General features: G+C 62.8%; 13 protein-coding genes. 8 read left to right on the top strand and 5 right to left on the bottom strand.

Annotation, left to right across the window (positions count from 1 at the left end; genetic code table 11):
* Positions 1 to 433: 433 nt before the first annotated feature.
* Positions 434 to 700 carry an SEL1-like repeat protein gene (locus NKJ94_RS30185; protein WP_202355137.1) on the bottom strand — a complete coding sequence of 89 codons (267 nt, stop codon included), beginning with the start codon at positions 698 to 700 and terminating at the stop codon, positions 434 to 436.
* Positions 701 to 1,159: 459 nt separating this feature from the next.
* Between NKJ94_RS30185 and NKJ94_RS30190 the strand changes: the two genes are divergently transcribed.
* From NKJ94_RS30190 to NKJ94_RS30210, 5 genes are all read left to right on the top strand, one after another.
* Positions 1,160 to 1,504 carry a DUF2147 domain-containing protein gene (locus tag NKJ94_RS30190; protein WP_352530473.1) on the top strand — a complete coding sequence of 115 codons (345 nt, stop codon included), beginning with the start codon at positions 1,160 to 1,162 and terminating at the stop codon, positions 1,502 to 1,504.
* A 214-nt stretch (positions 1,505 to 1,718) separates the two neighbouring features.
* Positions 1,719 to 1,871, top strand: a complete 153-nt coding sequence (locus NKJ94_RS30195) for a hypothetical protein (protein WP_352530475.1) — start codon at positions 1,719 to 1,721, stop codon at positions 1,869 to 1,871.
* A gap of 31 nt (positions 1,872 to 1,902) precedes the next feature.
* Entirely contained in the window at positions 1,903 to 2,097 is a 195-nt protein-coding gene (locus tag NKJ94_RS30200) for a hypothetical protein (protein ID WP_352530477.1), read from the top strand.
* 84 nt (positions 2,098 to 2,181) lie between these two features.
* Entirely contained in the window at positions 2,182 to 3,684 is a 1,503-nt protein-coding gene (locus NKJ94_RS30205) for an AMP nucleosidase (RefSeq protein WP_352530479.1), read from the top strand.
* 78 nt (positions 3,685 to 3,762) lie between these two features.
* On the top strand, positions 3,763 to 4,800 hold the full coding sequence (locus NKJ94_RS30210; RefSeq protein WP_352530481.1) for an endonuclease/exonuclease/phosphatase family protein: 1,038 nt from the start codon (positions 3,763 to 3,765) through the stop codon (positions 4,798 to 4,800).
* A gap of 30 nt (positions 4,801 to 4,830) precedes the next feature.
* On the opposite strand, the gene NKJ94_RS30215 is transcribed toward NKJ94_RS30210, so the two are convergent.
* Both NKJ94_RS30215 and NKJ94_RS30220 read right to left on the bottom strand, forming a co-directional pair.
* Positions 4,831 to 5,427 (bottom strand): DUF922 domain-containing protein, encoded by a 597-nt coding sequence (locus NKJ94_RS30215; protein WP_352530483.1) that lies wholly within the window; start codon positions 5,425 to 5,427, stop codon positions 4,831 to 4,833.
* A 108-nt stretch (positions 5,428 to 5,535) separates the two neighbouring features.
* Positions 5,536 to 7,215 carry an electron transfer flavoprotein-ubiquinone oxidoreductase gene (locus tag NKJ94_RS30220; protein ID WP_352530485.1) on the bottom strand — a complete coding sequence of 560 codons (1,680 nt, stop codon included), beginning with the start codon at positions 7,213 to 7,215 and terminating at the stop codon, positions 5,536 to 5,538.
* A gap of 238 nt (positions 7,216 to 7,453) precedes the next feature.
* Between NKJ94_RS30220 and NKJ94_RS30225 the strand changes: the two genes are divergently transcribed.
* From NKJ94_RS30225 to NKJ94_RS30235, 3 genes are all read left to right on the top strand, one after another.
* Positions 7,454 to 8,098 (top strand): hypothetical protein, encoded by a 645-nt coding sequence (locus tag NKJ94_RS30225; protein WP_352530487.1) that lies wholly within the window; start codon positions 7,454 to 7,456, stop codon positions 8,096 to 8,098.
* Positions 8,099 to 8,135: 37 nt separating this feature from the next.
* Positions 8,136 to 9,017 carry a uracil-DNA glycosylase gene (locus tag NKJ94_RS30230; protein WP_352530489.1) on the top strand — a complete coding sequence of 294 codons (882 nt, stop codon included), beginning with the start codon at positions 8,136 to 8,138 and terminating at the stop codon, positions 9,015 to 9,017.
* 104 nt (positions 9,018 to 9,121) lie between these two features.
* A complete protein-coding gene (locus NKJ94_RS30235) occupies positions 9,122 to 9,940 on the top strand; it encodes a helix-turn-helix domain-containing protein (RefSeq protein ID WP_352530491.1) in 819 nt (272 codons plus the stop codon).
* Here NKJ94_RS30235 and NKJ94_RS30240 read toward each other — a convergent pair whose 3' ends face one another.
* Together NKJ94_RS30240 and NKJ94_RS30245 are read right to left on the bottom strand one after the other, a co-directional pair.
* Positions 9,941 to 10,918, bottom strand: coding sequence for a DMT family transporter (locus NKJ94_RS30240; RefSeq protein ID WP_502896001.1), 978 nt, complete (start codon positions 10,916 to 10,918; stop codon positions 9,941 to 9,943).
* On the bottom strand, positions 10,915 to 13,221 hold the full coding sequence (locus NKJ94_RS30245; protein ID WP_352530493.1) for a xanthine dehydrogenase family protein molybdopterin-binding subunit: 2,307 nt from the start codon (positions 13,219 to 13,221) through the stop codon (positions 10,915 to 10,917). The genes NKJ94_RS30240 and NKJ94_RS30245 overlap by 4 nt, the downstream gene beginning before the upstream one ends.
* Positions 13,222 to 13,316: the final 95 nt, after the last annotated feature.

The raw sequence follows: 13,316 nt of genomic DNA on the forward strand, positions 1-13,316 counted from the left end.
TATATAAAATATTTTTGGCGGCCCAAAAAATTTTATTTTTTTTTTTGGACACAAATTCCCTCCCTCCGCGGGGGGCGGGCCTGGCGCCGCCTTTCCAGAGTGGCGGGAGAATTTCATCCTTCACCGGAGCTGTCTAGACGCATCGTCGGCACTCGATTGGGCCTGCAACACGCAAAGACAAAGCCGCGCCAGCCTTGTTCCGGCCGGTCGCGGCTTTTGCCATCGAGCTTCCCAACGCATCAGCGCCGGGACCCGCTCGCCTTCCCTGTCTTTTGCACGGCTCGGCCTGGTCAGCCTGCCACGTTCTTGGTCTTGACTTGGTCCAGCCGTCTTGCGCGGCCTTGATTTTTTCGGGCCCGGCCGTCTGCGCGGCCTTGACCCGAAGCGTCCCTGTCGTGAACTCAGTACCCCCTTGAAGTCGATGCTGGCGAATTCAGTGCATCGTCATCCATTCGCGGGCTTCGCGCAGCGCCTTGGCGATCTCGACCTTCGACATGGCGGCCGACAATTCAGAGCGCAGTTCCGCGGCGCGGGCCGAACCCTTGATCGCGGCGATGTTGAACCATTTGTGGGCGGCGACGACATCGGTCTCGCAATCGCGGCCGGTCGCATACATCATGCCCAACTCGAAAAGAATATCGGCCTGGGCAGTTGTCCCCATGGCGCCGAAGCCGGCTTCAAGCATTTCAAAACGTGCCATTTCAATCCCCTGTTCTGGCTCCCGAGAGCTGTCTCCGTCTGTCCCTCGGTGTCCTTGGTTACCTTCGGGGGCGGCCGCTCTTTCGATGCTTTCGAGAATGCAGCGGAGGGTTGAATCCGTCGTTAAATGGCGTGCTTAATTTGAGGAAAACAAAGCTAAAACAAGAGGTAAACGCGAAAATTCGTTAAGGATACAAAGCCAGCAATCGCGCCGGTTTGCACAAAATTTGAAGAAAACTTGCGGGGAGCGGATCAAGACTCCGCTAACCACGGAAAACAAAGACAGTGTGCGGCCCGTTTCACTTTTCGCCGGCACGGCCGTTCGGGAGCGCGTAAAAACCCGCAAACCCTTCCGTCGCGGCACCGCTTTTGTTTTGCCGGGAGCTGGACTAGCTTACGTTTGCGTAAGGGGCAGACAGCGGGACGGAGCCCGATTGGACTTGCCTGAGGGAGGAGAGACGTGTTTCGAAAAGTGAGCCTGGCCCTCGCGGCCGCAATAATGATGACCGGCGCGGCATGGGCCGATCCGATCGAAGGCAATTGGAAAACGCAAGCCGGATCGACTGCCGCCATCTCGGGCGGTGACGGGGCGTTTTCCATTACGCTCAAATCCGGCAAATTTGCCGGCAAGCACATCGGTTCGCTGAAGGTGGCCGACGATAACAAATATGCCGGCACCATAACCGACCCGGAAACCGACAAGACCTATGCGGGCAAGGCTTCGCTTTCCGGCAGTTCGCTCAAGATGAGCGGCTGCGTGCTCGGCGGACTGATCTGCAAAAGCCAGACCTGGCACAAGCTCTGATCGTGCCCTTCCTGCCGGGGTGAACGGGGCCAGTCGGCCCCGTTTTTCATGTCATCGCCGGTCTCGCGGCCACGGCGCCGCCTTAAGTCGCGGCACTCAAGGCGGCCCGCTCACAGATCATCAACCATTTTGAACCCCAGATGAACGCCGCCATCAGAGCCGGTTCAGCCGGGGCAAGGCATTGTCACGCGTGTTGAAGGAGACACACCGCGCAATGCTTGCCCGCCGCTTCACCATCGTCTGCCTGCTGATGAGCCTGTTTGGCATGTTGTTCGCCGTCCTTGTCGCCGAAGCCGGCCGTCCGCCCCGCGCCTGGGACGTCGCCATTTCCTGCCGGCTCAGTTGCCCGAACCAGCTTCGCCACTGAACCCGACAGCGACATTTAGAAAGCCAACGCAATGACCCGCCTCGCCGCCAATGCCCTCAAGACCCTACGGCTTCTGCCGCGGACGGCGCTCATCCTGATGCTTCTGGCGGCCCCGGTCCTGGCCGTGCCGACACTGCGCGCCGATGCCGGTTCGACGATCGAGGCGCCGGCGCTGAGGAAGTCCGGCGTCGGCTTTGTGCTGCTGGTCAGCTTGCGGCGCGGCTAGGCCGCTGGAAAGAAAAACGCCGACAGTGCGTTCTGAGACCGCCTTACCCCTCCCAACGGCGCACCCAACTCTCTATATTGGGTCATGGAAAAGCGAATCTATCCCCAAGCGATTGAATCGATCGTCACGCCGGAGCCGTTTGGCCGACAGAGCTTCGACGATGCCAAGAAGGCTGTCGCGGCCCTGCAGGCGCTTTACGACCGCAATACCAAGTTCCTGCGCGGTTCATTTGCCGCGCTCGCCGCGGGCGGTGACAACAACAAGCGCTACCGGGCCTTCTATCCGGAGATCGGTGTCACCACGAGTTCGTTCACCCAGATCGACTCGAGGCAGGCCTATGGCCACATGCCGACGCCGGGGCATTTCTCGACCACCGTCACCCAGCCTGCCCTTTTCGAAAGCTATCTCACCGAACAGCTTCGGCTGATCATGCGCAACCACGGCGTTCCGGTTACGGTTTCGGAATCGACCACTCCCATCCCGCTGCATTTCGCCTTTCTCGAAGGCACGCATGTCGACGGCGCCGCTGCGGAGCGCATCAAACGGCCGATCCGTGACCTGTTCGACGTGCCGGACCTCGACGGCACAGACGACCAGATCGCCAACGGCACGTTCGAAGTGGCGTTAGGCGAGGCAAGACCGCTGGCGCCGTTCACTGCACAACGCATCGATTATTCGCTGCATCGGATGTCGCACTATACGGCGACCAGTCCCCAGCATTTCCAGAACTTCGTGCTGTTCACCAACTACCAGTTCTACATCGACGAATTCGTCGCCCGTGCACGCGAATTGATGGCCAATGGCGGTGACGGATATGTCGAGTTCGTCGAGCCGGGCAATATCGTGACCAAAGTCGGGGACAGCGCGCCCGGAGAGGGTGCTGCGCCGCCTCGCCTGCCGCAGATGCCGGCCTATCATCTGAAGAAGCCGAACCATGGCGGCATCACCATGGTCAATATCGGCGTCGGCCCTTCCAACGCCAAGACGATCACTGACCATATCGCGGTGCTTCGGCCGCATGCCTGGGTGATGCTCGGCCATTGCGCCGGTCTGCGCAACACGCAGGCGCTGGGGGACTATGTGCTGGCGCATGCCTATGTACGGGAAGACCATGTCCTCGACGACGATCTTCCGGTCTGGGTGCCGATCCCGCCGCTGGCTGAAATCCAGGTGGCGCTGCAGGAAGCGGTCGCCGAGATCACCGGGCTTTCCGGCTACGACCTCAAGCGCATCATGCGCACCGGCACCGTCGCCACCATCGACAACCGCAACTGGGAACTGCGCGACCAGCGCGGGCCGGTGCAGCGACTGTCGCAGTCGCGGGCGATCGCGCTCGACATGGAATCGGCGACGATCGCGGCCAATGGCTTCCGCTTCCGGGTGCCCTATGGCACCCTGCTTTGCGTTTCCGACAAGCCCCTGCATGGCGAACTGAAGCTGCCGGGCATGGCGACCGAGTTCTACAAGCGGCAAGTGGCGCAGCATCTGACCATCGGCATCAGGGCGATGGAGAAGCTGGCCGAAATGCCGATGGAGCGGCTGCATTCGCGCAAGCTCAGGAGCTTTTCGGAAACTGCCTTCCAGTAGGTGCCGATCGCATGTGTCGGTCCAGGCAGGACATTTCGTCATCTTGATTGAGACGCATTTCTGCCGATACACAAAGCGATGGCACGTGTTCGAGACATGACGGTTGCGCTGGCATTCATCGCAATGCTTGCGCTCTCGGCCGCGCTGGTGGCCGGGTTCTTCGGATCGCTGCATCCGGCCTTCGATTCCTTTGCTCATTTCCGCGTTCATTTTTCCGTGCTGATGGCGCTTTGCGCGCTGCCGCTGCTCGCCAGCTCGTTTCGCCTGCAGGCCGCCGCCGCATTGCTGTTTGCGGTGGCCGCCTTTGCCACCACGTCGAGTGCCTTGCCGCTTTCGCGGCTATGGCAAGTGCAGGCGGCCTACGAAGCCAGGCCCGGTGGCGAGGCGGTCTACCGCCTGCTGCAGATGAACCTCAGGTTCAACAATCCAACGCCTGAGAAGGTGCTGTCGCTGATCGGCCGGACCCAGCCTGATGTGATCACCCTCGATGAAGTGTCCGAGATGTGGAAGGCAAAGCTTGGGCTGCTGTCCGGCGCCTATCCCTACCGGATCCTCTGCCCGTATCCCAACGGCGTGTTCGGAGTTGCGCTGCTGTCCAGACGACCGTTTGCCATAGGCACGGAGCCGCACTGCGACAGCCGCGGCGCGATGGCGATCGCCACGGTCGATTTCGGCGGAACCGACGTCGATGTCGCCGCCATCCACCTCACCTGGCCATGGCCCCACAACCAATCACGGCAGATTGGCGGATTGTCGGACGAAATCGCCTCGCTTGGCGAGACGTCGATCCTGGCGGGCGATTGCAACGCAGCGCCGTGGAGCGCCGCCGTCCGGCGCGTCGCATCGCTCGGCAAGCTCACCGTAATGCCGTCGGTTGGGCCAACCTGGCTCCACAGAAGGCTGCCGGATTTCCTGCGCTTCGCCGGACTGCCGATCGACCAGGTTTTCAGCAAGGGTGCAATTGTCATCCGTTCGGCGTCGACGCTTGAGGACACCGGCTCAGACCATCTGCCGGTGCTGGTGGAATTCTCGCTGCGCTCCGGTGGACAAAAGCCGCTCGACGAGCACCAGACGGCGACCGCGCTTGCCGGGCAGCCTGGCGGGACGCAAAGCTGAAAATCCGCAGTCCAATCTCGACCTGGCTTATTACTGGCCTACAAAAGCGCGGATGAGGTGCTCGACAGGGCCGCCGTCGCGATGCTCGCGTATATCGAAGGCGTTCTGCTTCGCCTCGTATTCGGCATAGATGGCATTGATCCGGCGCTTCGCCTCGCGACGTGCCTCGAAACAGTGCGGGTCATCACCGACTGTCAGCCCCCGAACCGACTTTTCGCTGGCCCGCATCATCTGTCTGGCGATGCGGCCATGGGTCTCTTCATGGGCGCGGACGCCAGCGAAGAACCGCCTCCAGCGCTTCTGCAGCGCAGGCGACGTGGCTGAGACTAGTTGGGGATAGGTATAGAAGAGATTGAGCGTCCCGTTGGCCTGGCGCAGGCGGCAGACGCCGTTTTCCCGGCGGGCGTCGAAGGTCCAATCATCGACGCTGTAGCCGGTCTGCGCGATGGCGTGGGTCATGAAGCCATGCTTCGGCCCCTGGCGATTCATGGCCTCGATCAGGGCCGCGCCGGTGGTTCCGGCAATGTTGTAAGTCCGTGTCTTAACCAGCACCTTAGTGCCGGCCAAAGTAGCAGGGGCGCACAACGCCCCGATCGCCAAAAGGCTCGTCAGAACTGCCAGGCGCATTGTCCTTCCTCCCAATCGCCACAGAAAGGAAACACAGGCAGGCGGCTTATTCAACAGTCCTACGGTTGCGCTGCCCTGATATTGTTTGGTCCGGGCACATCTTGCGACTCACATATTCTGGTAGACTGGACCCTCGCCGCCCTGCGGTGGCACCCAATCTATGTTCTGGTTCGGGTCCTTGATGTCGCAAGTCTTGCAGTGCACGCAGTTCTGCGCGTTGATGACGAAGCGCACATCCTTGGCCTGGGGATCGGCGGCGGCATTGCCGTCCTTGTCGACCCATTCGTAGACGCTGGCCGGGCAGTAACGCGTCGAAGGCCCGGCATAGACGTCATGCTCGGAGCGCTTCTGCAGGTCCATGTCGGCGACGAGCAGATGCACCGGCTCATTTTCTTCATGGTTGGTGTTGGACAGGAACACCGACGATAGCCGGTCGAAGGTCAGCACCCCGTCCGGCTTCGGATAGGCGATCTTCTGGTGCGCGGCGGCCGGTTCCAGTGTGGCGTAGTCGGCCTTGCCGTGCTTCATCGTGCCGAAGGGCGAGAAGCCGAGCAGCGTATTCAGCCACATGTCGAGGCCGCCAATGCCGACGCCGACAATGGTGCCGAAGCGCGACCATAGCGGCTTGACGTTGCGCACCTTCTTCAGGTCCTTGCCGATGTCGGTGGTGCGCCAGGCTGTCTCGTAGGAGGCCAGCTCGTCATTGGTGCGGCCGGCAGCTATCGCATCACAGACATGCTCGGCCGCCAGCATTCCGGAGAGCACGGCATTGTGCGAGCCCTTGATGCGCGGCACGTTGACGAAGCCGGCCGCGCAGCCCATCAGCGCACCGCCGGGGAAGGACAGTTTCGGCACCGACTGCCAGCCGCCTTCGGTAATGGCGCGGGCACCATAGCCCAGCCGCTTGCCGCCCTCGAAGGTGCCTCTGATCGCCGGATGCGTCTTGAAGCGCTGGAACTCGTCGAACGGCGACAGCCAGGGATTCTTGTAGTTCAGGTGAACGACGAAGCCGACTGCCACCTGGTTGTCCTCGAGATGGTAGAGGAAGGAGCCGCCGCCGGTCTTCATATCGAGCGGCCAGCCGAAGGAATGCTGGACAAGGCCCGGCCGGTGGTTTTCCGGTTTGACCTGCCATAGTTCCTTGAGGCCGATGCCGTATTTGCCGGGCTCGCGGCCGTCGGAAAGCTTGTATCTGGCGATCAGCTGCTTGGCCAGCGAGCCGCGCGCGCCCTCGCCGATCAGCACATATTTGCCCATCAGCGCCATGCCCGGCGCAAAGGACGGGCCGTGCGTGCCGTCCTTCTCGACGCCCATATCGCCGGTGACGACGCCGGTGACCGCACCGGCCTCGTTGTAGAGCAGGCCGACCGCGGCAAAGCCCGGATAGATCTCGACACCAAGCGCCTCGGCCTTGGTCGCCAGCCAGCGGCAGGCATTGCCGAGCGAAACGATGTAGTTGCCGTGATTGTTCATCAGCGGCGGCATCAATATGTTAGGCAGGCGGAACGACCCGGCGGAGCCGAGCACCAGGAAATGGTCGGCCGTCACCGGCGTCTTGAAGGGATGCCCCTCCTCCTCGCGCCAGCCCGGCAGCAGGCGGTCGATGCCGATCGGGTCGACGACGGCGCCGGACAGGATATGGGCGCCGACCTCGCCGCCCTTTTCCAGGACGACGACGGAAAGCTCGGGATTGACCTGCTTGAGACGGATCGCCGCGGCAAGCCCGGCCGGGCCGGCGCCGACGATGACCACGTCGAATTCCATGCTCTCGCGTTCGATATCGCTCATCGACCCCTCACTGGCTCGCTATTCCGGCATCTTGCTGGCTCACGCGCTGCATAGCGCATCAAATAGCGACGGGAAACCGGCGCGGACGTGACAATACCGATTTCGTCAAAAAGTCGCGTCCTGCCGCACAGATTCGCGCGGGAGAGCGTCAATCTTCAATCCTATTCCGTTTGCAGAGATATGTCGCACTGACGTTTTTAATTGTTCGACGGCTTGCTTATCGGCCATACTTCCCGCCATGCGCATATTCGGGCCGGCTGGCTTTTCATTGACGCGCTTTTTTTCCACGCCCGGCCGGATTTGCCGTGCGGCCCTTTTGGCGCTGCTGCCGCTGGCGGCCTTCGATGCCTGCGCCGACCCACAACTGGTCTGGGCGACCGGCGCCTATTCCTTTTCCGACGAGCGCGGCGGCTTCCGCATCACCGGGGCTTCGGGCATCGGCACGAAGGAGGATCCGCTAGTCATCACCGAAGAGCTGAATTCAGCGACGCCGGTAACGCTGGCCATCCGCACGACAAAGCCGATCCAGCCGTTCGGCAAAGCGGGGGACTTCGCCAATGGCCTGATGTATATGCGCATCGACGTGCTCAACAATAGCGGCCAGGCCTGGGTCGAGTTCCAGTTCGAGCTCCAGGAGATCTTCGACCAGCCGAGCGTGTTCGGCGACGGCCTGTCGTTCGATCAGCGCAACAAAACGCCCGAAAATATCTGGTCGAGCAGCTTCGCCGATTTCGACCGCAATTTCGAACCCTATGACCGCCTGCTGTTCAAGAACGGCAAGATCGACCCGCTGAAGACCGCGAGTTTCTATTTCCTGATCACCGACTACACGCCGCGCTGGACGTTCTATCTGGTGCAGGACCCGCGCATACCGTCGAGCTGAACTTGCAAAATTAAGCTCCGCGGCCGAATGTGAAACCATGACTGCCGCCCCCCAAAACAACCGAGCCGATCTCGCCGAGCTGCTGGCCTTCTACGCCAGCGCCGGCGTCGATGAGGCGCTTGAAGAAGAGCCGGTGAACAGGTTTGCCGAGGCCAAGCCGCCGGAGCGGGTGCCTGCGGCGGCCGCCATGCCGGCGGGTGAAAATGCGGCGCCGCAACGCTCGACGAGCGTGTCGCGCGCCGAAATGGGCGAGAGACCCAATACGGCACCGGCAGTGCGAACGCCCCCGGCCACCGCAACGGTGCCCGACGAGGCGCAGGCGGCATTGGCGCGGCAACTGGCGAGGTCGGCGGCAAACCTCGACGAGCTTCGCCAGCACATGGCGGCATTCGACGGCTGTAACCTCAAATTCACCGCCAAGAACATGGTGTTCGCCGACGGCAATCCGACTGCCGAGGTGATGCTGGTCGGCGAAGCGCCGGGCCGCGACGAGGATATGGAGGGTCTGCCCTTCGTCGGCCGTTCGGGCCGGCTGCTCGACCGCATGCTGGCCGCGATCGGTCTTGATCGGACGTCTGTCTACATCGCCAATGTCATCCCTTGGCGGCCGCCGGGCAACCGCACGCCGACGCCGCACGAGACCGAGATCTGCCGGCCGTTCATCGAGCGGCAGATCGAGCTGGTCAATCCCAAGGTGCTGGTCAATCTCGGCGGCCCGTCGGCAAAGACCTTGCTCAACACCTCCGAAGGCATATTGCGGCTGCGCGGCAATTGGCGCGTCCACACGACCGCCTCCGGCACTGCCATTCCCGCCATGCCGACCCTGCATCCGGCCTATTTGTTGAGAACGCCGGCGCACAAAAAGCTGGCGTGGCGGGATTTCCTCGAAGTGAAGGCGAAGTTGCGGGCGCTTGGGTAAGTTTGCGGAGCGCGTCTTCCCTTCTCCCCTTGTGAGGAAGGAAGGCCGCATCATAACTTCGCAGGTAATTGAAATGCGCCCATTGCCGGCCTAGTCCTCTCGTCATGACAACATCCCAGATTTCCGCCGGCAGTCTCATTCGCGAATGGCGTACACGCCGGCGCATGAGCCAGCTCGACCTCGCCATGGAGGCCGAGATCTCGCAGCGGCATCTGAGTTTCGTGGAAAGCGGCCGCGCTGCACCCTCGCGCGACATGGTGCTGCATCTGGCCGAGCAGCTTTCGATCCCGCTCAGGCAGCGCAACCAGCTGCTGCTGGCCGCCGGCTTTGCCCCGAGCTTCAGCGAACGGCCGCTTGATGATGCCTCGATGGCGCCGGCGATGGCGGCGGTCGAGACCGTGCTCAAGGCGCACGAGCCGTTCCCGGCGCTTGCCGTCGACCGGCATTGGAACCTGGTGTCGGCGAATGCCGCCATCGGCCCGTTCCTCGCCAATGTCACCGATGCCTCCCTGCTGACGCCGCCGGTCAACGTGTTGCGCCTCAGCCTGCATCCCGGCGGCATCGCGCCGCGCATCGTCAATCTTGCGGAATGGCGGGCACATCTTCTGGAGCGGCTGAAGCACCAGAACGACGCTACCGCGGATCCGGTGCTGGTCGAGCTCGAGCGCGAGCTTCGGGCCTATCCGTCCGGCCTCAAAGGCAGCCGGCCGGCGCCGGTCGAGCCGAACGCGATTGTTCATCCGCTCAAGCTTGCCCATGGCGACGCGGTGCTGTCGTTCATCAGCACCATCACCGTGTTCGGCACGCCGCTCGACGTGACGCTGGCGGAACTGGCGATCGAATCTTTTTTCCCCTCCGACGAGCAGACGCGGGCGGTGTTGGTGCGGCTGGCGAAAGAGCGGGCCGACGCGGCGAAGCCGTGATCACCCCTGCGGCGCGATCGCCTTGCGGGTGCGGGTGCGTTCGAGACCGAGCTGGCGCTCACGCCATATGATGAAAATGCCCGCTGCGACGACGATCAGGCCGCCGACAAGCATGTTGATCGTGGCGACGTCGCCAAAGACCAGATAGCCGACGACGACGCCGAGGATCATCGAGGTGTATTCGAAAGGTGCCACGACCGAAGCCTCGGCATGGCGATAGGCCGAGGTCATCAGGATCTGGCCGAGCCCGCCGCAAAAACCCGCGGCAATCAGAAGCCCCGCCTGCGCTGGCGTCAGCGCCTGCCAGCCGAATGGCAGCGAAAGCAGCGCCATCACGCTCGCCGTCACCGAAAACCACAGCACGATGGTCGCCGTCCGCTCGCTCTGGACGAGGTTGCGCACCAGGAGCATGGCGATGGCCGAGATCGCCGCAGCGATAAGGGCGGCGATGACACCGAGCACCTCCTGATCGCCAAGGGCAGCGCCCGAGCTCAGCAGCGTCAGCTCCGGCCACGAGATGATCAGCACACCGACCAGACCGACGGCAACCGCGCTCCAGCGATAGACGCGGATGGCTTCACCAAGGAAGATCGAACTGAACACCACGACCAGCAGCGGCTGCGCGTAGTTCAGCGTGATCGCCTCGGGCAGCGGCAGCCGCGTCAGCGCAAAGAAGCCAAGCCCCATGGCGCAAACCCCGACAACACCGCGCGCAATGTGATTGAGGGGGCGCTTTGTCGAAAAGGCGGTGCCGAGTTTTCCCTGGAAGGCGAGGAAGGCGATGATCGGAAAGATGGCAAAGAAGGAGCGGAAGAAGACGATCTGGCCCGCCGGCACGGTTCCTGCCGCCTTGATGCAGGACGACATGCCAACGAAGACCGCCACCGATACGATCTTGAGCACGATCCCGGTCAGCGTGCTGTGTTCGCCGGCGTGGTTGCCGGCTGCAAGCACTGGCAAATCCGGTCTGGCTGTCACGCTCCCGTTGCTTCCTGGATCGCCGCCCAAATGCGCGCCGGCGTTGCGGGCATGTCGATATGCCTGATGCCGTTGGCGCGGTAGAGCGCGTCTGTCACCGCATTGAGCGCGGCAGGCGTCGACCCGATCGTACCCGCCTCCCCCGCGCCCTTGATGCCCATCGCATTGGTGGTCGACGGCACGTTGCGGGTCTCGAAATGGAAGAACGGCACGTCGTCGGCGCGCGGCATGGCATAGTCCATGAAGCTCGCCGTCAGCAACTGCCCGTCTTCATCATAGACCGTGTTTTCGGTCAGTGCCTGGCCGATGCCCTGGACGACGCCGCCATGCACTTGGCCGGCAAGCAAGACCGGGTTCACGGTGACGCCGAAATCGTCGACGATGGTGTAGCGGACAATCTCGGTCGCACCGGTGTCGGGATCGATCTCGACCTCGCAGATGTGGGTGCCGTTGGGATAGGTGCACTCGTCCTGGATGAATTCACCAAAGCCCTTGAGATCGTCGGGGTTCTTGGCAGCCTTTGCAATGCCGGAGAAATCAATGCTGCGGTCGGTGCCGACGATGCGGGCAACGCCGTTCGACAGTTCGATGTCGCCGGCCGAGGCTTCCAGCTCATCCGCCGCGATGCGCTTGATCTTGTTGGCGAGGTCTTCGCCGGCACGCGATGCCGAAACGCCACCGAGCGGGATCGAGCGCGAGCCGCCGGTGCCGCCACCGTCCTTCAGCTCATCGGTATCGCCCTGGCGGACACGGATCTTGTCGATGTCGAGATCAAGCTTCTCCGAGAGAAACTGGGCGTAGGCGGTCGCATGCCCCTGCCCGTTGGTCTGGGTGCCGATCTTCAGCGTTACCGTGCCGTCGCCGTTGAGTTCGACAAAGGCCGGTTCCGATCCCGGAAAGGCGCAGGCTTCGATATAGGTCGCCATGCCGATGCCGCGGATCCTGCCGGCCGCCTTCGACTGCGCCAGTCGCCCAGGGAATGCCTGCCACCCAGCCTGTTCCATGGCGCGGTTCATATGGCCTTCGAACTCGCCGGTGTCGTAAAGCCGGCCGGTCTGCGTGCGGTAGGGAAACTGCTCAGGGCGGATGAAATTGCGCCGGCGAATCTCGTCGACAGGCAGGCCGAGATCGTGGGCGCAGGCGTCGACGAGCTTTTCCAGCAGGAACGCCGCTTCAGGCCTGCCGGCGCCGCGATAAGCATCGACCGGGCAGGTGTTGGTGTAGAGGCCGGTCACAGACACGTCGAGCGCCCTTATGTCGTAGACGCCGGTCGACATGGTGACGCCGATATAGGGGATATACGGGCCATATTGCGAGATATAGGCGCCCATGTTTGCGAGTAGATCGACTTTCATGCCGAGAAAGCGGCCGTTGCTGTCCATCGCCATCTCGGCGGTCACGACATTGTCGCGGCCTTGCGCGTCGGTCAGGAAATGCTCGGTGCGGTCGCCGGCCCATTTGACCGGACGGCCAAGCCGCCTGGCGGTCTCGAGCACCAGCGGATGCTCGCGATAGACGAAGCTCTTCGGGCCGAAGCCGCCGCCGACATCCGGCGTGATGACGCGCAGCTGGTCTTTCTTGATCTTGAACACACCGGCCAGGATGGACTGCATCGAATGCACGCCCTGCGAGCCCGTCGTCAGCACGAAGCGGTTCTCGTCCGCCTTCCACTCGCCGATCGCCGAGCGCGGCTCCATGTAGTTGCAGACCAGCCGGTTGTTGATGAACTCGATGTGGGTGACATGAGCGGCTTTGGCAAAGGCCGCCTCGGTCTTGCCCTTATCACCCATATGGTAACTGAAGGCGCGGTTGGAGCCGAGCTCCGGCCAGACCAGCGGCGTGCCTTCGGCAAGCGCCGTCGCAGTGCCCGAGGCAGCCTCCTCGGACTCGTAGTCGACCTCGATCAGCTCGGCGGCATCCTGTGCCAGCGCCCGGCTGTCGGCGACGACGAAGGCGACGGCATCACCGACATAATTCACCCGGTCGCGGCACAGCACCGGGATGTCGCGGGTCGGCGCCTTAGTGCCGTCAGGCTGTCTCTCCATGACACCGGACCTAAGATTGCGCAGATGGCTGAGATCGGCGCCAGTGAGCACGAGATGGACGCCGGGCGCTGTCTTCGCCGCCTCGGTCGAACCGATGGTGAACCTTGCCTTGGCCGTCGGCGAGCGCAAGACGTAGCCGTGCAGCAGGCCGGCGGGCTGGATGTCGTCCGTATAGCGGCCCAGGCCCTTGATGAAGGCCTGATCCTCGCGACGCAATACAGAGGCGCCCATCCCGAATTTCGGCGTGACGACGGTCATGGATGCCTCGCGATGATGCTTGGGAAATGATCGCCTGAAATAGACGTCGCTGCAGTTTTGTCGAGGGAGCGTTTCGTGTAAAGAGCGCAGACTTC

The organism is Mesorhizobium sp. M0060 (genome assembly GCF_040323155.1).
Taxonomy (GTDB): Bacteria; Pseudomonadota; Alphaproteobacteria; order Rhizobiales; family Rhizobiaceae; genus Mesorhizobium.

What these genes read in the sequence shown, in the direction of transcription:
- NKJ94_RS30230 (WP_352530489.1), top strand. Translation starts at nt 8,136, where the DNA reads ATGACTGCCGCCCCCCAAAACAACCGAGCCGATCTCGCCGAGCTGCTG.
- NKJ94_RS30195 (WP_352530475.1), top strand. Translation starts at nt 1,719, where the DNA reads ATGCTTGCCCGCCGCTTCACCATCGTCTGCCTGCTGATGAGCCTGTTT.
- NKJ94_RS30220 (WP_352530485.1), bottom strand. Translation starts at nt 7,215, where the DNA reads ATGAGCGATATCGAACGCGAGAGCATGGAATTCGACGTGGTCATCGTC.
- NKJ94_RS30205 (WP_352530479.1), top strand. Translation starts at nt 2,182, where the DNA reads ATGGAAAAGCGAATCTATCCCCAAGCGATTGAATCGATCGTCACGCCG.
- NKJ94_RS30235 (WP_352530491.1), top strand. Translation starts at nt 9,122, where the DNA reads ATGACAACATCCCAGATTTCCGCCGGCAGTCTCATTCGCGAATGGCGT.
- NKJ94_RS30200 (WP_352530477.1), top strand. Translation starts at nt 1,903, where the DNA reads ATGACCCGCCTCGCCGCCAATGCCCTCAAGACCCTACGGCTTCTGCCG.
- NKJ94_RS30210 (WP_352530481.1), top strand. Translation starts at nt 3,763, where the DNA reads ATGGCACGTGTTCGAGACATGACGGTTGCGCTGGCATTCATCGCAATG.
- NKJ94_RS30215 (WP_352530483.1), bottom strand. Translation starts at nt 5,427, where the DNA reads ATGCGCCTGGCAGTTCTGACGAGCCTTTTGGCGATCGGGGCGTTGTGC.
- NKJ94_RS30245 (WP_352530493.1), bottom strand. Translation starts at nt 13,221, where the DNA reads ATGACCGTCGTCACGCCGAAATTCGGGATGGGCGCCTCTGTATTGCGT.
- NKJ94_RS30225 (WP_352530487.1), top strand. Translation starts at nt 7,454, where the DNA reads ATGCGCATATTCGGGCCGGCTGGCTTTTCATTGACGCGCTTTTTTTCC.
- NKJ94_RS30185 (WP_202355137.1), bottom strand. Translation starts at nt 700, where the DNA reads ATGGCACGTTTTGAAATGCTTGAAGCCGGCTTCGGCGCCATGGGGACA.